19 protein-coding genes and 1 pseudogene are annotated in these 18038 nt (G+C 61.8%); 7 read left to right on the top strand and 13 right to left on the bottom strand.

Annotated elements, in window-relative coordinates; genetic code table 11:
* Positions 1 to 86: 86 nt before the first annotated feature.
* From FJ548_RS09010 to FJ548_RS09000, 3 genes are read right to left on the bottom strand one after another with little or no spacing between them, the layout of a single operon-like run.
* Positions 87 to 1055: a substrate-binding domain-containing protein gene (locus tag FJ548_RS09010; protein ID WP_140694048.1), complete on the bottom strand. Its 969-nt coding sequence runs from the start codon at positions 1053 to 1055 to the stop codon at positions 87 to 89.
* Positions 1052 to 2386, bottom strand: coding sequence for an ABC transporter permease (locus FJ548_RS09005; RefSeq protein ID WP_140777681.1), 1335 nt, complete (start codon positions 2384 to 2386; stop codon positions 1052 to 1054). The genes FJ548_RS09010 and FJ548_RS09005 overlap by 4 nt, the downstream gene beginning before the upstream one ends.
* Positions 2383 to 3969 (bottom strand): sugar ABC transporter ATP-binding protein, encoded by a 1587-nt coding sequence (locus FJ548_RS09000; protein WP_140777680.1) that lies wholly within the window; start codon positions 3967 to 3969, stop codon positions 2383 to 2385. The genes FJ548_RS09005 and FJ548_RS09000 overlap by 4 nt, the downstream gene beginning before the upstream one ends.
* Positions 3970 to 4192: 223 nt before the next feature.
* Between FJ548_RS09000 and FJ548_RS08995 the strand changes: the two genes are divergently transcribed.
* Complete coding sequence (locus FJ548_RS08995; RefSeq protein WP_140694162.1) at positions 4193 to 5212, top strand: LacI family DNA-binding transcriptional regulator; 1020 nt, start codon at positions 4193 to 4195, stop codon at positions 5210 to 5212.
* Positions 5213 to 5227: 15 nt separating this feature from the next.
* On the opposite strand, the gene FJ548_RS08990 is transcribed toward FJ548_RS08995, so the two are convergent.
* The 5 genes from FJ548_RS08990 to FJ548_RS08970 all read right to left on the bottom strand — a co-directional run bounded on the left by FJ548_RS08990 (position 5228) and on the right by FJ548_RS08970 (position 10449).
* Positions 5228 to 6019 (bottom strand): inositol monophosphatase family protein, encoded by a 792-nt coding sequence (locus FJ548_RS08990; protein ID WP_140694039.1) that lies wholly within the window; start codon positions 6017 to 6019, stop codon positions 5228 to 5230.
* Between the two features lie 127 nt (positions 6020 to 6146).
* Positions 6147 to 7148 (bottom strand): LLM class flavin-dependent oxidoreductase, encoded by a 1002-nt coding sequence (locus FJ548_RS08985; protein WP_140694036.1) that lies wholly within the window; start codon positions 7146 to 7148, stop codon positions 6147 to 6149.
* Positions 7145 to 7978, bottom strand: coding sequence for an arylamine N-acetyltransferase (locus FJ548_RS08980; protein ID WP_140777679.1), 834 nt, complete (start codon positions 7976 to 7978; stop codon positions 7145 to 7147). Before FJ548_RS08980 ends, FJ548_RS08985 begins: the two co-directional genes overlap by 4 nt.
* A gap of 71 nt (positions 7979 to 8049) precedes the next feature.
* A complete protein-coding gene (locus FJ548_RS08975; RefSeq protein WP_140609886.1) occupies positions 8050 to 9219 on the bottom strand; it encodes an AI-2E family transporter in 1170 nt (389 codons plus the stop codon).
* Between the two features lie 168 nt (positions 9220 to 9387).
* A complete protein-coding gene (locus tag FJ548_RS08970) occupies positions 9388 to 10449 on the bottom strand; it encodes an LLM class flavin-dependent oxidoreductase (protein ID WP_140694031.1) in 1062 nt (353 codons plus the stop codon).
* 281 nt (positions 10450 to 10730) lie between these two features.
* Here FJ548_RS08970 and FJ548_RS08965 point away from each other — a divergent pair, with 281 nt between their 5' ends.
* Positions 10731 to 11159: a DUF6481 family protein gene (locus tag FJ548_RS08965; protein ID WP_140609884.1), complete on the top strand. Its 429-nt coding sequence runs from the start codon at positions 10731 to 10733 to the stop codon at positions 11157 to 11159.
* 149 nt (positions 11160 to 11308) lie between these two features.
* Here the strand turns inward: FJ548_RS08965 and sugE are convergent, their stop codons facing one another.
* Positions 11309 to 11623, bottom strand: a complete 315-nt coding sequence (sugE, locus tag FJ548_RS08960; RefSeq protein ID WP_010912766.1) for a quaternary ammonium compound efflux SMR transporter SugE — start codon at positions 11621 to 11623, stop codon at positions 11309 to 11311.
* A 209-nt stretch (positions 11624 to 11832) separates the two neighbouring features.
* Positions 11833 to 11958 (bottom strand): hypothetical protein, encoded by a 126-nt coding sequence (locus tag FJ548_RS30700; RefSeq protein ID WP_081294138.1) that lies wholly within the window; start codon positions 11956 to 11958, stop codon positions 11833 to 11835.
* Positions 11959 to 12173: 215 nt separating this feature from the next.
* Between FJ548_RS30700 and FJ548_RS08950 the strand changes: the two genes are divergently transcribed.
* From FJ548_RS08950 to FJ548_RS08935, 3 genes are all read left to right on the top strand, one after another.
* Positions 12174 to 13127, top strand: a complete 954-nt coding sequence (locus FJ548_RS08950) for a cation diffusion facilitator family transporter (protein WP_140694028.1) — start codon at positions 12174 to 12176, stop codon at positions 13125 to 13127.
* A 179-nt stretch (positions 13128 to 13306) separates the two neighbouring features.
* Positions 13307 to 13711, top strand: a complete 405-nt coding sequence (locus tag FJ548_RS08940) for a GFA family protein (RefSeq protein WP_140609882.1) — start codon at positions 13307 to 13309, stop codon at positions 13709 to 13711.
* A gap of 79 nt (positions 13712 to 13790) precedes the next feature.
* Positions 13791 to 14603, top strand: a complete 813-nt coding sequence (locus FJ548_RS08935) for a class I SAM-dependent methyltransferase (protein WP_140694025.1) — start codon at positions 13791 to 13793, stop codon at positions 14601 to 14603.
* Positions 14604 to 14724: 121 nt separating this feature from the next.
* Here the strand turns inward: FJ548_RS08935 and dcd are convergent, their stop codons facing one another.
* Both dcd and FJ548_RS30360 read right to left on the bottom strand, forming a co-directional pair.
* Complete coding sequence (dcd, locus tag FJ548_RS08930) at positions 14725 to 15294, bottom strand: dCTP deaminase (protein ID WP_140694022.1); 570 nt, start codon at positions 15292 to 15294, stop codon at positions 14725 to 14727.
* A 494-nt stretch (positions 15295 to 15788) separates the two neighbouring features.
* A complete protein-coding gene (locus tag FJ548_RS30360) occupies positions 15789 to 15962 on the bottom strand; it encodes a DUF6471 domain-containing protein (RefSeq protein ID WP_246673284.1) in 174 nt (57 codons plus the stop codon).
* Between the two features lie 10 nt (positions 15963 to 15972).
* Between FJ548_RS30360 and FJ548_RS08920 the strand changes: the two are divergent.
* Positions 15973 to 16170 (top strand): annotated as a pseudogene (locus tag FJ548_RS08920) (transposase); the annotation flags it as partial.
* 10 nt (positions 16171 to 16180) lie between these two features.
* Here FJ548_RS08920 and FJ548_RS08915 read toward each other — a convergent pair.
* Complete coding sequence (locus tag FJ548_RS08915) at positions 16181 to 17170, bottom strand: hypothetical protein (protein WP_140694019.1); 990 nt, start codon at positions 17168 to 17170, stop codon at positions 16181 to 16183.
* A 408-nt stretch (positions 17171 to 17578) separates the two neighbouring features.
* Between FJ548_RS08915 and FJ548_RS08910 the strand changes: the two genes are divergently transcribed.
* Positions 17579 to 17773, top strand: coding sequence for a hypothetical protein (locus FJ548_RS08910; protein ID WP_140694017.1), 195 nt, complete (start codon positions 17579 to 17581; stop codon positions 17771 to 17773).
* Positions 17774 to 18038: the final 265 nt, after the last annotated feature.

Below are 18038 nucleotides of genomic sequence, written 5' to 3'. Positions count from 1 at the left end.
AAAGCCAATTGCTTGGCTTTTCGAACGATGAACGCCCGGCTGGGGGGTGAGGGCAGCGCCAACCCATTCCACAAGCCCTCACGACCTCACAGGCCGTTGTCCTTCAGCACCTTGGCGGCGTTTTCCTTGGTGATCTTCTCGGTGGGCAGCGTGATGGTCTTTTCGACCTTCTCGCCTTTGAGGAACTTGATCGCCTGGCGCAGGCCCTCGGCGCCGGGAGTCACATAGGTGAAGGTCGCCGTCAGCTCGCCCTTGTTGACCAGCTGCACGCCTTCATTGGGCAGACCGTCAATGCCGATGAACTTGATGTCCTTCTCGCGGCCGGCATCCTTGGCGGCGAGATAGGCGCCGTAGGCCATCGGATCGTTGTGACCGTAGACGAGGTCGATCTTCTCGTTGTTGCGTAGCGCGGTCGCCATGATGTTGTAGGCCTGGTCCTGCTTCCAGTCGCCCGACTGCTGGTCGAGCAGATACTTGATGCCCGGCTCCTTGTCGGTGAATTCGTGGAAGCCGTCATGGCGGTCATGCGCCGGCTGGGTGCCCATGCCGCCCCAGATCTCGACGACATTGCCCGCCGCCTTGCCCTTGCCGCCGAGCAGTTCGACGGCATATTCGCCGGCCGCGCGGCCGATCAGCTTATTGTCGCCGCCGACGAACTGGGTGTAGTCCTTGGTGTCGACATTGCGGTCGAGCACGAAGACCGGAATCTTGGCGTCGATGGCTTGCTGCACTACGCCGGTCAGGCCGGCGGATTCCTTCGGCGACACCAGCAGCGCGTCGACCTCCTGGCGGATCAGATTCTCGACATCGGCGACCTGCTTCTCGGTCTTGTCCTCGCCATCGGTGACGATCAGCTCGACGTCCGGATGCTTGGCGGCTTCGGCCAGGATGTCCTTGTTGAACTGGGCGCGCCAGGGCTCGATGGTCGTCACCTGCGAGAAGCCGATCTTCCACTTCTTGTCCTGGGCGAAGGCATGGCCGGTGGAGAGCAGCGCGGTGGTAGTCAGCAGTGCCGCGCCGAGGGCGGCAAGCTTCAGCATGTCACGTCGTTTCATTTCTTGTTTCCTCCGAGATTGAGAGACGGGGTCTCTTGTGACGGCCGCTTCACCGCGGCCGTTTCCTTGCGCGCCGCTTGCCCGCCCCAGACAGACGCAGGTACCAGGCGCAGATAGGCCAGGAGATCACCGGCATTGCGCTCCTGCACGAGCACGGTGCCGATGATGATCATTCCCTTCAGCACCAGCTGAAGGTTCGAATTGATATTGTGGAGCTGCAATATGTTGGAGAGTAGCCCGAAAATCAGCACGCCGCAGAAGGTGCCGGTCAGACTGCCCCGGCCGCCCATCAGGCTGGTGCCGCCGATGACCACGGCGGCGATGGCGTCGAGCTCCAGCCCGGCGCCAGCATCCGGCTTGCCTTGCCGGTACTGCGCCACATAGAGCACGGCGGCGATGCCGGCGAGCAGGCCGGAAACGGCATAGGTGGCGATCTTGACGCGGCCCGCGGCGATGCCCGACAGCCGGGCCGCCTCCTCATTGCCGCCGATGGCGTAGACGTAGCGGCCGAACGGGGTGAAGCGCAGCACCGCGCCATAGATCAGGATGGCGCCGAGGAAGAACAGGCCAGGCATCGGGATCACGCCGAACACCAGCGAGCGCAGCATTTCGAAATCTGCGGTCGCATTCGAGCCGGTATAGACGGGCAGCACCGCGTTGTTCTGGCCGGCGGTGAGCCGGGCGATGCCGAGTGCCGTCACCATCATCGCCAGGGTGACGATGAAGGGCTGCAGGCGCCCGCCAACGATAATGAAGCCGTTGACGGCGCCAAACAGCAGGCCGACGCAGGGCGCCACCAGCAGCACGCCGAGCACGCCGAATTTGGGTTCGATCTGCGGCAGCAGATACCATAGGGACAGACAGCACAGGACCACGCCGACGATGGCCGGCGTAAGCAGCCCCCGAGCGCTGTCCAGCCGGATATCGCGCGCGGCGGCATCCGGACCGGCGCGGGATTTCTCCAGGTTGAGGAAGATGAAGCGGGTGATGGCGAAGCCAAGGCAAAGCGCCACCAGGGCAACGGTCGGCACGCCCAGCACGACACCCGGCGTCACGCCCGGAACGGTCAGCAGCATGGCGCAGACCACCGAGCAGATGGCCATCAGCGAGCCTACGGAAAGATCGATGCCGCCGGTGATGATCACCGCCGTCATGCCGGTGGCGATCAGCCCGGTGGTCGACACCTGGCGCAGCACGTCGAGCAAGTTGCCGTAGGACAGGAAGATGTTGTTGCCCTTGGAACTCACCGGCGAGCCCAGCACGCCGATCAGGAAGATGGCGATGAGGCCCCAGTAGAGCTTGGTCCGGGACAGGAGCTTCAGGGCAGTCATGCGGCCGGTCTCGAAATGGCACGGCGCGGCGCAGCGAGGCGCATGATGGCCTCCTCGCTTGCCGCCTCGCGGGAAAGAATGCCGGTCTGGCGGCCGTCGGCCATCACCAGGATACGATCCGAGAGATGCAGCAGTTCCGGCAGCTCGGAGCTGATGACGGCGATGGCCAGGCCATCGTGCGCCAGCCTGAAGATCAGGTCGTAGATTTCGCGCTTGGCGCCGACATCGATGCCGCGCGTCGGTTCGTCCAGCAACAGCACGCGTGGCCTCGTCGCCAGCCACTTGCCGATGACGACCTTCTGCTGGTTGCCGCCCGACAGCGTGCCGGCCGGCTGGTCGATGTCCTGGCAGCGTATGCCGAGCGCCTTGACCGCCTGCCGCGCCAGCCCCTGTTCGCCGGCCAGAGAGCGGATGCCGAAGCGCGCCAGCGATCCGACCAGCGGCAGCGCCACATTGTCAGTGATCGAGGCCTGCAGGTGCAGGCCTTGCGTCTTGCGATCCTCGGTCACCAGCGCGATGCCCAGCCGCCTTGCGTCGCGCGGCGAGCGGATGTTCACGGGAGCGCCGTCGAGCCGGATCTCGCCGCCGGTCCGGCCATCCCCGGAACCAAAAATCGCCTCCATGATCTCGGTGCGGCCCGAGCCCAGCAGGCCGCCAATGCCGAGGATTTCGCCAGCGGCAAGATCGAAGCTGACGCCGTCGATCACCTGCCGCCAGCCCTGGCGGTCGGGCTTCGACAGCGACAGATCGCTGACCGAAAGCACAGTCCCGCCGCCGATATCCCGCTCGCCTTGGGAGGATGCGAGCAGGTCCCTGCCGACCATCGCCGAAATGATGGCATTCTCGTCAAGCTCGGCCATCGGTCGCGTCAGCACATGGCGCCCGTCGCGGAAGACGGTGACCCGGCTGGCCAGATGCATGACCTCGTCGATACGGTGCGAGATGTAGACGATGGCGACACCGCTGTCGGCAAGCTGGCGGATGATGCGGAACAGCCGCTGGCATTCGGCCGGCGACAGCGCGGAGGTCGGCTCGTCCATGATCAGGATGCGCGCCGACATCGACAGCGCCTTGGCGATCTCGACCAGCTGCTGTTCACCGACGCGCAAGGCGCCGACGCGGGCTTCGGGATCGAGTTCGATGCCGAGCCGCTGCAACAGGGCGCCGGCGGCACGGCTGCTCGCCTTGCGGTCGACGATCAGCCCGGCGATCAGCTTCTCGCGGCCGAGAAAGATGTTGTCGGCGACGCTAAGCTCCGGCACCAGGTTGAGCTCCTGGTGGATAATGGCGATGCCGGCATCCTCGGCGTCGCGCACGCCGGCGAAGCTGACCGGCCGGCCATCGACGCTGACCGTGCCTTCATAGCCGGTATAAACGCCGGAGAGGATTTTCATCAGCGTCGACTTGCCGGCGCCGTTTTCGCCCATCAAGGCGTGGACCTCGCCGCCGCGCAGGTCGAAGCGAACATCGCTAAGCGCTGCGATGCCGCCGAAGCTCTTGGAAATATGCTCCGCGCTCAGAACCGTATCTGGCTGGTCCGCTGGCGCGTTATGCCCCGGGGAAAGGGAACTGCTGTGCTCCATGACAATGGCGGCCTCCCTTCCGTCTTCGTCAAATTCGAACCGAACGCTAATCTAAACGTTTCGATCATGTCAAGCCGCTATCTGAACAAGGCAGGATTGACTCTTTTCAATTCTTGCGAAAAACCTTGATACTCCGTAGGTATAGCGAACTGGCACGGGCGAAACGTTTCGAAAAATGGCATCATCCAAGCGGACGCGGCAGCGGAAATCCACGGCACCGACGATGCTGCATGTGGCGGAAGCCGCGCGTGTCTCGGTCGCCACCGTTTCGGCACTGATCAACGGCACGGCGACCGTCAGCCCGGAGCTCAGCCAGCGCATCGAACAGGCGATCCGTGATATCGGCTACAAGCGCAATGCGATCGCCCGCAGCCTCAAGATGGGCACGACACGCACCATCGGGCTGACCGTGCCGCACATCACCAACCCGTTCTTCACCGATGTCGTCTCGGTCATCCAGCAGGCGTTCGACCGCGCCGGCTATGCGGTCATGCTATGCTGCACCGATGAGGATTTGAACACCCAGGACGACCAGATCAGACTGTTGCTCGACCGCATGGTCGACGGGCTGATCGTGGCGCGCGTCGGCGACGGCGCGATCCTCAAGGGGATCGTCGATGACGCCAAGGTGCCGGTGGTGCTTCTGGACCGTATCTGCGAGGGCGTCGACACCGATACGGTGGTTCTCGACAACCAGCGTGCCGTGTTCGATGCCAGCACCTATCTGATCAATCTCGGTCACCGGCGCATCGGCTACATCACCGGCACCTCGGACATTTCGCCCATGCATGACCGCATGACGGGATACCGTGAGGCGCTCCAAGCCGCCGGACTGCCTGTGGCCGAAGAGCTGGTCCGCTCCGGCAATTTCCACGAGATCGACGGCTATAACGCGACAATGCAGCTGCTTTCGCTGCACGACCGGCCAAGCGCGATCTTCTCGGCCAACAACCCGATGGTGATCGGCACCATGAAGGCGATCCGCGACATCGGCCTCTCCTGCCCGGAAGACATTTCGGTTGCCTGCTTTGACGATTTTCCGTGGTCCGATGTGTTCCAGCCGCAGCTGACCACGGTGGCGCAACCCGTGCAGGCGATCGGCGAACAGGCGGCCAATCTGCTGCTTGATCGTCTCGCCGGCAACCGTGATGCGCCACCGCGCAAACTGGTGCTCAAGGGCCGGTTGATGATCCGCAATTCGTGCCGGCCGCTGGGGGCGGTTGTGCAGAGCGTGAGTGCCTGAACGGCCGATGGCAAATCAGGGCCAGGTATCGGAACAAAGCGCCTGCAACTTCGAAAAGACGTCCTTGCCGCCCGTGATGATCTTTGTTCCGCTCCGCAGCACCGTCTTCGGATCCGCCTTCAGAGCCGTGCCGCCGGCCTCCTCGATCAACAGCATGCCAGCCAGACAGTCCCAGGCGTTCATGTGTTCTTCCACATAGCCAAGCAGCCGGCCCGACGCCACATAGGCAAGCATCAGGGCGCCGGACGCGTTGCGGAAGAAGACGCAGCCTTCGGCGAGGATCTTCTTGATCAGCACCGCGATGTTCTCGGCCTCGGCCCGATTCGAGAATCCGGTCCCCACCGACCCCTCTTCGAGGCTAGTGGCCGCACTGGCCTTGATCGGCCTGCCGTTGACGAAAGCGCCGCCGCCGAGGCTTCCGTGAAACGTCTCGCCGGTCGAAGGCTCGTGGATGACGCCGGCAACCGTCTCTCCGTCCCGGGCGCAGGCGATCACCACGCACCAGGCCGGAATGCCGCGCACGAAATTGGCGGTACCGTCGATGGGGTCGATCACCCAGACGTAGCCTGTCGCGCCGGCGACCGGGGCATGCTCCTCGCCGACGATGCCGTCTTGCGGATAGTCGGCGGCAATGGCGGCGCGGATGAACAGCTCGACCTCGCGGTCGGCTTGCGAGACCAGGTCCTGATGGCCCTTGCTCTCGATGGTCAGGCTTTCCAGATCGCGGAAGTATTTCAGTCCGAGTTCGCCCGCGCGACGCGCCAACTCGATGGCGAATTGCATTCGCGCGTCACGGTCATTTTTCACGGGGCGGCGCTCGATCCTGAGGGAGACAGCCTGCCTTAGCAAAAGGATCCCGTCCGCAAAAGTGCCCAAGAACAATTCCGGGAGAACAGTGCAATGCTCCCGTCCGGAATTGCGCGGAAACAAGGAGTTAGGCTGCTTCCGCCAGGGATTTGTGGGCCTCGGCCAGGATTTCGAACGACCGCAGGCGGGCGGCATGATCGAAGATCTGCGCGGTGACCATCAGTTCGTCGGCGCCGGTGCGACGCACGAACGCATCGATGCCTTGCCGGACCGTTTCGGGAGAGCCGACGACGGCGCAGGACAGCGCCTGGCCGAGCATGGTCTTGGCCATCGGGTCGAGATCGCGGTCATAGTTCTCGACCGGCGGCGGCAATCTTCCCGGCCGGCCGGTGCGCAGATTGACGAAGGCCTGCTGCAGCGAGGTGAACAGCAATCGTGCCTCGGCGTCGGTGGGTGCTGCAAAGACATTGAGGCCGAGCATGACATGCGGCTTGTCGAGCTGGTCCGACGGCTGGAAGCGCGAACGGTAGATGTCCAGTGCGTGATCTAGCTCCGCCGGCGCGAAATGCGAAGCGAAGGCGTAGGGCAGGCCGAGCATGGCGGCGAGTTGCGCGCCGTAGAGACTCGATCCAAGAATCCAGATCGGCACGTTCTGGCCTTCGCCAGGCACGGCCCTGAGGCGCTGGCCTTCCTCGGCCGGCAGGAAATAGCCCATAAGCTCGACGACATCCTGCGGGAAATTGTCGACGCCGGCCTCGAGGTTACGGCGCAAGGCGCGCGCCGTATTCATGTCGGTGCCGGGTGCCCGGCCGAGACCGAGATCGATACGGCCGGGAAACAAGGCGGCCAGCGTGCCGAACTGCTCGGCGATGACCAGCGGCGCATGGTTGGGCAGCATGATGCCGCCGGCGCCGACGCGGATGGTGCGGGTGCCGCCGGCGACATGGGCGATGACCACGGCGGTGGCGGCACTGGCGATGCCCGGCATGTTGTGATGTTCCGCCAGCCAGTAGCGCTTGTAGCCCAGCTGCTCGGCATGGCGGGCGAGATCGAGCGAGTTGGCCAGCGAGTGCGAGGCATCGCTGCCTTCGACGATCGGAGACAGGTCGAGAACGGACAGTTCGGTCATGCAGTGATCTCCACGATCTTCTTCTTACGCACCCTGGCCTCGAAGGCCTCGCGGTCGGGAATGATGATGCCGAGCTGGTCTTCCAGCGTGTCGGCCAGTTCGGCGGCGGTGGCTATGTCCTTCTGCTCGCTGCGGCCGTCAATGTGATGGATCGACAGCTTGGCACCGCGCAACGCGAAACGTCGGTCGGGCGCGGCGCGCGCCGCCATGACGGAGGTGAGGAAATGCGATGCCGGATTGGTCGACAGGAAGTAATTGGTGACGGAATAGTCGACCTCGTATTGCGGCTGCAGATCGAAGCGGTAGAGCGAGCGCCAGTCGCCGCCGATGGCGGCCTGCAATCGGAAATGATCGTCCGCTTCGACGATGCGGAACGTCTCATGCGGGGTTTTCTGTTCCGTGCCGGGATCCAGCAGCAGGGGGGCCGTCAGGGTCAGGCCACCGAAGCCGACATCGGCGATGTAGGTCTTGCCAGCAAGCTGGACCCGCAAAAGCATATGGCCACGCGCCGTGATGGCGTCCTCGTCCTGACCCCAGAGCACGCGCGCGGCTAGCCCGCCGACCTCGAAACCCAGCGCCTTCAGGGCATGCATGAAGAGGAGATTGTGCTCGAAACAATAGCCGCCGCGCCCGCCAACGACGATCTTGTCCTGCAGCGCTGCAAGATCCAGACGGACCGGGCGGCCAAGAAACGGATCGATGTTCTCGAAGGGGATTGCCTGCGGGTGGAGGAAATGAAGCGTCTTCAGCGTGTCCAGCGAAACATCCCTGGACCCGGCATGGCCGATGCGTGCGAAATAGGCGTCGAGGTCGAAGGGAACATCACTCATCGGAAGGGCACCGGCCATTGTCCGAGCGGATATAGGCATTCAGTCAGGATGCCGCAAACACGGCGCGCCGCTCATGCGGCGGCCTTGCTGTCCTCCTCGACGGGTTCGTCCTCCACCACGGCGGTCTGTTGCGCGGCGAGAAAATTGCCGACATGGCCGAGCCCCTCGAAATGATCGCAGAACACCTTGATGACCACCAGCAGCGGTACAGCCATCAGGGCGCCAACGAAGCCCCACAGCCACGACCAGAAGGCGATCGCGATGAAGATCGCCACCGCGTTGATCTCCAGGCGCCGGCCGACCACCATCGGCGTCACGAACTGGCCTTCGACGATGTCGCAGAGCAGCACGAAGGCCGGTGCCAGAAGCGCGTAGGAAATGCTGTCGAAGCTGATCAGCGCCATCACCGCGACCAGCACGATGGTCAGCAGCGCGCCGACATAGGGCAGGAAGTTGAGCAGCGCCGCCGCGACGCCCCAGACCAGCGGGTTGGGCATGCCGAGTGCCCACAGGCCAAGGCCGATGACGGTGCCGAGACCCGCGTTGATCATGGTGACGGTGAGCAGATAGTGCGAGATTTCGCGCTCGACGTCATAGACGACGCGCAGCGCCCGCTTCTTCTCGGTGAGGCTGGCGAACGACTGGATGATCTTCTCGTAAAACATCGTCCCCGAGGCGAGCAGGAACAACGACAGCACGAAGATGATGGTGAGGCTGGTTCCCGCCGACAGGATGTTGCTGGCGGCGGACGACAGAATGCCGGACTGGGCGACCGCGACCTTCTGTATGTCGGGTTCCTGGGAAGTCTCGGTCAATTGCTCGATCTGATGCGAGATCTGCATGACTTTTTCGAATGGACGGCGCAACTGCGCCAGCCGTTCGGTGAGTTGCTGGCCGATGGACGAGGTGTTGTTAATGAGGTCGATGATCGGGCTGGCGAGCAGGTAACCGGCGCTGGCGAAGACGCAGATCGAGAGCAGCACCAGAAGGGTCGCCGAGGCCACCTCGGGAATGCCGTGCTTGCGCAAAAGCCGGACGATCGGCGTCAGTGTCAGCGCCAGCAGGAAGGCCAGAATGACGGGCATGAAGAAGGCGCGGGCGAAATAGAGCGCATAGACGGTCATGAACGTGAAGATGCCGACAAGCAGCAATCGCATCAGATGCGTGTCGGCGCGGGCCTCGACGCGCGGATCGTCCGATGCGGCTGTGCCTGCGCCCGAAGCGGCGGACTCGGTCTTCATACTTCCCCTTGCCTGCCACCCGGCAATGGACGCATGGCGGGCGCTGCCAAAACGCGGAGTTACGGGCAAGGTTCCATAAGCCGGCTTCGGAAGGCCGCGAGATCGTCGCGCAACAACCGCATAGAGTCCAAGCGGAGCGAGGCGCCACCCGGGCGGGACTTGCCGGATTCAGGCGACGGGCGACGCCACCGCCGGCGTTGATTTCGCCGTCTCCTTGCGCACGATTGGCGCCACCCTGGTGCCGTAGAGCTCGATCGCCTTCATGATCTTGGCATGCGGCATGGTGCCGATAGCCATCTGCAACAGGAAGCGCTCATTGTTGAAGATCTTGTGCTGGGCGACGATCTTCTCGGCTACCTGCTCGGGATTGCCGACGAAGAGCGCGCCGTTGGCACCGCGCGACTGGTCGAAATGCGCCCGCGATGTCGGGCCCCAGCCGCGCTCGCGGCCGATGCGGTTCATGACTTCGGCCTGCGGGCCGTAAAAATCATCGGCCGCCTGCTCGGTCGTGTCCGCGATGAAGCCATGCACGTTGATGCTGGTGGCAAGGCCCGCCGGATCACTGCCGGCACGCCTGGCAGCCTCACGGTAGAGGTCGAACAGCGGCGCGAACCGCGCCGGCTCGCCACCGATGATGGCGAGCGCCAGGGGCAGGCCGAGCGCGCCCGCGCGGGCGGCGGACTGCGGCGTGCCGCCGATGGCGATCCACACGGGCAATTTGTCCTGAAAGGGCCGTGGGTAGACGCCGCGATCGTTGATCGGCGCGCGCAGATTGCCGGACCAGGTGACCTTCACCTGATCGCGGATGGCAAGCAGCAGATCGAGCTTTTCGGCGAAGAGCTCGTCATAATCCTCCAGATTGTAGCCGAACAGCGGGAAGGATTCGATGAAGGAACCGCGCCCGGCCATGATCTCGGCGCGGCCGCCCGAGAGAAGATCGAGCGTCGCAAATTGCTGAAAGACGCGCACCGGATCATCGGAAGACAGCACCGTGACCGCGCTGGTGAGCTTGATGCGTTTGGAGTGCTCGGCTGCCGCCGCCAGGGCGACGACCGGCGCGGACGCGGCGTAGTCAGGCCGGTGATGCTCGCCAAGACCAAACACGTCGAGACCGACCTGGTCGGCCAGTTCGACCTCCTCGATCAGATTGCGCAAGCGCTCATGTGGTCCGATGGCGCCCGGGCCGGGCTGCGGACTGACGTCGGCAAAAGTGTAGAGACCGAGTTCCATGTCAATGTCATCCTGGTTTTCGGCGAATTCGGAGTTCGCGAGGGTGCAAAGCGGCGCGGGGACAGAACCGCCGCGCCGCTTTGCGTTTCGCTTCAGAGGTAGCGATCCGCCAGCCCCGTCGCCAGAGGGCGGACGGTGAACAGTGCATGCCGATTTCCGAAGGAAAGGCGTCTCCCGCGCGCAACAGCCCAGAAATTCATGGCTGCCATACCGTTTTGGCGCTTGAACTCTCGGTTTTCGCGCGTATGTAAGCCTCGCGAATTGACTTCAGGGAAGTGGACTTGGCTATCTACAGGGAAAAAGACATTTTCGAGCGGCGCAATGCCGCGAACGAGGCAAAGAAGGCGCTTCTGGAGCGCTTTAAGTCAAAGCCGGCAGCAGACGATCCCGCAGTGCTGGCGCGACAGGCCGAACGCAAGGCGATCCTTGCGGCCCGTGAAATACGCGAGGCCGAGAAGGCCCGGTTGAAGCAGGAAAAGCTGGCGCGCGAAGCGGCCGAGAAGGCTGAACGCGAGGCCGCCGCCGAAACGGCGCGCATCGCCGCCGAGGAAGCCGCCGCGGCTGAAGCGAAGATCCGCGAAGCCGAGGAGACCGAGCGCATCGCCCGACTGCTCGCCGACGAGGCCGAACGCAAGGCCAAGCGCGACGCGCGTTACGCGGCGCGCAAGGCGCGCAACGGCAGGGCCCCGCCCGGCTTTACCGGCCGCTAAGCGCGGCATTCGCCTCGAAGGCAGTGGACAAAGGGACGCGCCAAGGCGCGGCCTTTTTTGCGCTAGTCGGTCCCTGTCATTGGACGATGCCCGGCATCGACGTCAGGCGAGCTCACTTTCGAGCCAGGCCTTGAGGCGGGGGAACACCCTCAGGCCGCGAATTTCAGCCCCATGATGCCGCAGACGATCAGCGCGATGCAGGCGAGCCGGATCGCGGTGGCCGGCTCGCCGAGCAGCCAGATGCCGAGCAGCGCCGTGCCGACGGTGCCGATGCCGGTCCACACCGCATAGGCGGTGCCGACGGGCAGCGCCTTCAACGCCAGGCCGAGCAGGGTGAGGCTGACGATCATCGACGCGACCGTGAGCACGGTCGGAACGAGCCTTGTGAAGCCGTCGGTGTATTTGAGGCCGATCGCCCAACCGATTTCGAACAGGCCGGCGAAAAACAGAAAAGTCCAGGACATCGGAGACGCTCCATCCCGCACCGGACCGGAACAGATCCGATCCGCCGATGCGTGATCAACAGTGGGCGGGTCGTCCCGACCGAATTTTCGGAAAGGCGCGGGGTCGTCCCCACGCCGGAAACATAGGGTTGTCCAGACGCCCGATCACACCTGCCCGGCGGCATCGTCGAATACCGCCGGCGAGATCTCGCCGCGCCGGTTAGCCGAGACTACTTTTCCTTGATCCGCATCGCCTTGACCGGCGGCGCCTTGAGGGCCGGAGCGGCTGCGGGTTTCTTGGCGTCCTTTTTCGGCTTGCGGGCTTCCTTGCCAGCCTTCATCGCACCTTTAGCCATGATTCGTTCCTCCAATTGTGGGAAGTGAAGTGAAACAAGAGAAACGCCTCTAAGCAAGAGGGCTGTTTGCGGCCTTGCGCTCCGCGGATGCCTCAATCGGTTTGAGAGGGTCCGCGACGGGACCTGAACGCATTGGCTGTTCGTGCGTTCAGGATAGGTGTGGAGCTTGGGCGGACGGGGGGCTAAGCTCACGCATCGGCAACGGTGAGGAAACGATGGCCGGGCACGGCGGCTCAAAAACGGTCATCTATGCAGCGCTCGCCGGCAATCTGGCCATCGCGCTGACCAAATTCGGCGCCGCCTTGTTCACCGGCAGTTCGGCGATGCTATCGGAAGGCGTGCATTCGCTGGTCGATACCGGCAATGGCAGCCTTCTGCTCTACGGCATGCACCGTGCCGCGCGCCCGGCCGACCGCACGCATCCGCTCGGACATGGCCGCGAACTCTATTTCTGGAGCTTCATCGTCGCTCTTCTGGTCTTCGCGCTGGGCGCCGGCGTTTCGCTCTACGAGGGCATCACCCACATCATGGCGCCCGAGCCTGCCGCCAACGTCAAGGTGAACTATATCGTTCTCGGCCTGTCCTTCCTGTTCGAGGGTAGCTCCTGGCTGGTGGCGCTGAGGGAATTCCGCCGGCAGAAGGGCGGAGAAGGCTGGCTGGAGGCCGCGCAATCGAGCAAGGATCCGAGCGTCTATACCGTTCTGTTCGAGGACAGCGCTGCCCTTCTCGGCCTGACCGTCGCCTTTGCCGGCATATTGGCGGCGGAGCTGCTGGAGATGCCGGAACTCGACGGCGCGGCTTCGATCGGCATCGCGTTTATCCTCGGCGCGACGGCGATTTTCCTGGCCCGGGAAAGCAAGGGGCTGCTCATCGGCGAGCCGGCTTCACCCGAAGTGCAGAGACGCGTGCTGGAGATCGTCCAGCAGGACCAGGCGGTGCAACGGGCGAACGGCGTCCTGACCGTCCACATGGGGCCGGAAGAGATCGTTGCCGGCCTCAGCATCGAGTTCGAGGACCATCTGACCGCACCCGAGATCGAAGCCTGTGTCGAACGCATCGAGGCGCGGCTGAAGAAGGAGATGCCGGAGATCACGCGGTTGTTCGTCAAACCGCAGACCACCGGCACTTGGGAGCAGCGGCGCCAGGTGATCGAGGCGGCGTCAGACTAAGGCGCGTCGCGTGGAACGGATTCGTGCGACGGGCTTTAGATTCTTTGTTTTCATGCCTGTCGTTCTCCCAAAGCCGAGGTCACTTTTGGGCGACATGCATTGACCTTGCAGCAGCATTCCGCCGTTGCCCCGCCGCCTTGCTCCGCTAAGATTAGTGGATGAATTTTGGAGGAACGACGATGAGGATCGACGGCGGGTGCCATTGCGGCGCCATCACCTATGAAGCGGAGGTCGACCCGGAGAAGACCTCGATCTGTCACTGCACGGACTGCCAGCAACTGACCGGGACCGCATTTCGCGTTACCGTTCCCGCGCCCGAGGATCACTACCGGATCACTCGGGGCACGCCAAGAATCTATATCAAGACCGGAGCAAGTGGCGCCAAGCGCGCCCAGGCGTTTTGCGGCGACTGCGGTTCGCATCTTTACGCGACGTCGGTCGGCGACGGTCCGAAGGTGTACGGGATTAGGGTGGGAACCGCGCGGCAACGCGAGGATCTCGTCCCGACACAACAGATATGGCATCGCTCGGCCCTGCGGTGGCTGCCGGAATTCAAGGTGACCACGATCGCGGAAGAGCGGTAGCCGCTCTTTTCGAAAATCGTATCCAAGGACCTGCAGGCATGTGCTAGGCTGTGCACCATAGACATGGTGGGTGATCGTCATGCTCGAAGCCGACAAGGTTTTTTCCGGCTCGATTCCGGAAAACTACGACCGCTACATGGTGCCGTTGATTTTCGAGCCGTTTGCCACGGATCTTGCACGACGAGCGGGGGCCTTGTCGCCCAGCGCCGTTTTGGAAGTCGCGGCGGGCACCGGGGTCGTCACCCGCGCATTGGCGCCAAAACTGTCCTCTGGCGCCAGCTATGTCGTGACGGACCTCAACCAGCCGATGCTCGACTATGCCGCTTCGCGACAGGCTCCCGACGGCCGTATCCGATGGCGCCAGGCCGATGCGCTTGCGCTGCCGTTTGAAAATGCGGCTTTCGATCTCGTTTGTTGCCAGTTTGGGGCGATGTTCTTTCCCAACCGCCTGTCCGCCTATCGTGAGGCGAAGCGGGTCCTCGAGCCCGGTGGGTATTTTCTGTTCAACGTCTGGGATCGCATCGAGGAAAATGTGTTTGCCGATGATGTGACCAATGCGCTGGCAAGGATTTTTCCGGACGATCCGCCGCGCTTTCTGGCACGCACGCCGCACGGCTATCACGATAAGGCGCTGATCCGCCGCGAATTGGAGGAGTCAGGCTTCTCCGGTGTTGTGATCGAGACGCGAGCCGAACAAAGCCGCGCATCCTCGCCGCGCATCCCGGCCGTCGCCTATTGCCAGGGAACCGTTCTTCGCACCGAAATCGAGGCCCGGGATCCAGGAAAGCTGGACGCCGCCACGGATTACGCTGCATCGGCGATTGCCGACAGGCATGGCAGCGGCGAGGTCGCCGGCAAAATCCAGGCACACATAATCATGGCTGCGGTTTAAAGCAATCCCCGGAAAAGCTTGGAGCGGTTCTTCGCCCGAAACTGCTCAAAAACAAGGAATTGGATTGATATCATGGAGCAAACTCACCCAAATATGATGATGTTTGCCATTCTATGAGGTGTTAACCCTTCTTTGCGCCAGCCATTTGGCCCGCAAATCGTCCTTTGTAACCTCGGACGGGCGTCCCTACGGTTTGTTCGAAAATTAACTGGCAGACACGCATGTCGACGCGAAGCCGAATAGGCATCACGTTATGGTTCACCATTTCCAGTCTGATTTGGCCCTTAAACCCAGCATGAATTGTAGGCGCCGTTAGATGAACGCCAATTCCTAGTCTCGCGAGGGAGCTCTTCCCTTCCACTCGCGCAGCAATTCTTGAGTTGTAAGGTAGTTCTACGTACTCTTTAGTCCAAGCGAGCAGCATTTCATGAGGTTGGAATTCGTAGCCCTTTATCTCGTCGATTTCGAATTCGGTTCCAAGCTCGGATAATACGTCTTCGTGATTAAAACCACTTGTTGCAGGATCGATGCATAGGCTGACGCCTATCTTCGGTTTCTTAAATATGGTGAGAGTTTTATCCAAAGTGAGGTCCAAGCTAGTTGAGCTATATTGGATCTCAGTTGGCGTCGGCTCTACTATTATCGCCTTACTTTCGAGAGAAATCTGGATCTCTCTATCGGTTAGTATCATAGCCCCTCCCTTTAAAGGCGGAGCGTCAGGTCACCAAGTTGTCAGGGACCCAAACCCGCCATGATCCGTTTAGTGTCTCGCGAGGCAATTCTACAAGATAACTATCATCACCTTGGTTAATTGGGTAGCCGATATCCAAAGTGTCGCCATCAAGTGCCCGGCGATGCACAACCAAGCGCTCCTCACCTCCGCTTGCAGTCTTTACAGACACCATTACTTCGCTCGGGTGACTGCCTCTCCCTACTGTTTGGACCTTGACCCTCATCTCTTTTCTCCCTTTTTGATTTTTTGCGAGTTGACCACCGCAATCATGATTCGTGAACCAGTCAGACACGATCTGGTCACATTCTCCTTGTGCGTGCCTTTCGAGTCACAGAGAACATAACAAGAACACTATGGTTCAATTAGGACACCTAAGCGAATCACAACGTGTTTCAAGTGTCGCTTGGTCGGGGTTAACGCCGCGTGTTGGCGGTTTATGAGTCGCCAGCGAATCAAAGTTCCAGGCTGACTTGCCGAGCGCCGATCGCATCCATGCACATCATAAAAAACGCGGCGGTGAAGCTCCCCCGGCTTATCTTGTTGGCCAAATTGCGCTCATTCTCATGCGCGCCCTTTGCTATCAGCTTCTCGGCCAGCGCCGCATAGGTTATGCCGCGCCGCTTCAACTCGCCTTTTAGAATTCGCCGCGCCGAGATCGGTATTCATCACCGCATCGCTGGCGACTATCTCGGCTCCTACGCCGCCGAGATGGCATGGCGCGAAGATAACCGCCGCGAAGCCAATGGCACTCAATACGCGATGGTTGTCAGCGCGGCAGGTGTCGCCCCGAAGTCTGGTCAGTGGTGCGGCTACTGGGAGCGTCGTGAAAAATGAGACGGCACCCTTACGGGGTCGCCTTCTTTTGCTCTTTCTTCAAAAAGATATCGAGATACTGACCAAGCTCGGCAAGCCCATCGGCGGACATGTTCTCCGGGAAGATCAGCGTCACGTCCCCCTCGTCTACGGGGAACACGGCCTTTCGTGAGCCCTTCTTGACCTCAATCGCCAAGGTGTTCTGACCAGAGCGAGCCACGATGTCGGCAAGGTGTTGCGGCATGGCCGGCGGCGTCTGTGCGGGGGAAGGTTCCATGATTTTGATCTCTCTTACTGGAATCCCCGACATCCCCTGATCGGTAAAAGCCCACTGGTTGTCGTCCGAAAAACCTAGGACGGTCGCGCCGTTCGGAAACTGGTCTACGCCTTGACTGGACCACTGGATCTTATCCCCGACCTTGATGTCGAGCGGTGGTTTTTCCGTGCCAGCATTATGAATCTCGCTGGCATTTTTGTCCACGGTTTTGTCAGGCCCGTACAGGCCGATGTATCTGGCTGTTTCCTTAAATTCGGCAAGCAACTCGGCCGCCGCATCTCTGTTGAAGTGGAGATCGAACATGAGAAAATGCACGACCGAACCATCCGAGGCCAACCCGGACGGATACTGCTCGTAGAGCGCCTTGTGCGCAGATGGGCTTAGGGCGACCTTCCGTAGAAGCTGCTTTTTCTCTGTGTCATCCTCTCGCTGGTCGAGCAGGATGCGGCGGGCGACGTCGGAGACCTTCACCTTGCGCTTGTCGTTCTCGCCTTGGACGTCGATAAGCCCATAGTACTTAAGAGTTGCAAGGGTCTGGCGACCTCCGCTGCTCTTAGCCCCATAGCCCCATGCCGCCGACGCCGATTCTAGCGGCGCGGCATACTCTCCCTCCCTGTCGTAGAGGGCCTTCGTCTTCTCCACGGCCTTCTGAACGCTGATGTAGGGATAGGCAGGACTGCGCCCGACCTTGCGCTTCTGCGCGGTCTTGGTCTCGGCACTCTTGGTCTGGCTCTGGTCCGACATTTTGCCCTCCGTTTCTAATCGTGCAGCCTCCATACAAGAAAAGGCTATCAAAGTCAAAAACAGAATATGTCTAACCCGCGGGCTTGCATTATGACCAAATTGCCGACAGGATGCACCGTGGAGATTCGTTCCCCACGGTGCATCGAGCAAAGGTAATCGGCATGGAACCCATATAGCTTGACCGCTTCCTGATCTGACGAGGTTTGCCGACCTGGTCAGTTTCAGCAGCCGCCGCTGGGCGGTAGGAGCCGGGGCGCGAATGCTCCGGTTCCACACTGGTCCGCGAATAATCCCGGATCAGAAACATGCGACCGAATATCGGCGCACGCACAACAGCAAGACAATGATTCATCTTCGAATCAACGTCAACCGGTATTCGGTCACACCCTTTTCGAGAAAGGAAAGGCAATGCACGACCGTAAGGTAACGCCGGACATGGTTCCGGTTATTAAATTGGCCCGTCAGAAGCGGATTCCGTATTCGTGGATTTCGGGCTACTACCCCGGCCTCAACTTTGGCCGGATTGCTGACGTGATGTCGGGACGCAAGTTCCCCGAGATCCCGCCGGCGGCAGAACTGCCCGGTGACTTCCCGCCGGCCTAGGCTATCGACTTCTTTTGTGGAAGGGGCGGTCCTAATATTGGCCGCCCCTTTTCAATTGCCAGAGCTTGTATGGCCCGAACATGTCGTGATCCTCCGTCCCAGCCGCATTCCAATCAGCCCATGGCCAATACAGACCTTTATGCAGGCGCCGATGCGCTTCCTTATCGTGGTGACTGTCGCTTCGTCGGCGGCTAGAGCAGAATCTGATCACTCTGGCTCGTAACCTGCGGCGCTGAAGTAGTTTGTGCATTGCTCGGCGGTGAAG

The sequence above is a fragment of the Mesorhizobium sp. B2-4-17 genome, from assembly GCF_006441275.1.
GTDB lineage: Bacteria > Pseudomonadota > Alphaproteobacteria > Rhizobiales > Rhizobiaceae > Mesorhizobium.
This window is presented reverse-complemented; position numbering and strand designations above follow the sequence as displayed.

Coding starts and splice junctions, on each gene's coding strand:
- FJ548_RS08995 (WP_140694162.1), top strand. CDS start 4,193: ATGCTGCATGTGGCGGAAGCCGCGCGTGTCTCGGTCGCCACCGTTTCG.
- FJ548_RS08975 (WP_140609886.1), bottom strand. CDS start 9,219: ATGAAGACCGAGTCCGCCGCTTCGGGCGCAGGCACAGCCGCATCGGAC.
- FJ548_RS08950 (WP_140694028.1), top strand. CDS start 12,174: ATGGCCGGGCACGGCGGCTCAAAAACGGTCATCTATGCAGCGCTCGCC.
- FJ548_RS08980 (WP_140777679.1), bottom strand. CDS start 7,978: ATGAGTGATGTTCCCTTCGACCTCGACGCCTATTTCGCACGCATCGGC.
- FJ548_RS08970 (WP_140694031.1), bottom strand. CDS start 10,449: ATGGAACTCGGTCTCTACACTTTTGCCGACGTCAGTCCGCAGCCCGGC.
- FJ548_RS09005 (WP_140777681.1), bottom strand. CDS start 2,386: ATGACTGCCCTGAAGCTCCTGTCCCGGACCAAGCTCTACTGGGGCCTC.
- FJ548_RS08915 (WP_140694019.1), bottom strand. CDS start 17,170: ATGTCGGACCAGAGCCAGACCAAGAGTGCCGAGACCAAGACCGCGCAG.
- FJ548_RS08935 (WP_140694025.1), top strand. CDS start 13,791: ATGCTCGAAGCCGACAAGGTTTTTTCCGGCTCGATTCCGGAAAACTAC.
- sugE (WP_010912766.1), bottom strand. CDS start 11,623: ATGTCCTGGACTTTTCTGTTTTTCGCCGGCCTGTTCGAAATCGGTTGG.
- FJ548_RS09000 (WP_140777680.1), bottom strand. CDS start 3,969: ATGGAGCACAGCAGTTCCCTTTCCCCGGGGCATAACGCGCCAGCGGAC.
- FJ548_RS08985 (WP_140694036.1), bottom strand. CDS start 7,148: ATGACCGAACTGTCCGTTCTCGACCTGTCTCCGATCGTCGAAGGCAGC.
- FJ548_RS09010 (WP_140694048.1), bottom strand. CDS start 1,055: ATGAAACGACGTGACATGCTGAAGCTTGCCGCCCTCGGCGCGGCACTG.
- FJ548_RS08940 (WP_140609882.1), top strand. CDS start 13,307: ATGAGGATCGACGGCGGGTGCCATTGCGGCGCCATCACCTATGAAGCG.
- dcd (WP_140694022.1), bottom strand. CDS start 15,294: ATGATACTAACCGATAGAGAGATCCAGATTTCTCTCGAAAGTAAGGCG.
- FJ548_RS08910 (WP_140694017.1), top strand. CDS start 17,579: ATGCACGACCGTAAGGTAACGCCGGACATGGTTCCGGTTATTAAATTG.
- FJ548_RS30700 (WP_081294138.1), bottom strand. CDS start 11,958: ATGGCTAAAGGTGCGATGAAGGCTGGCAAGGAAGCCCGCAAGCCGAAA.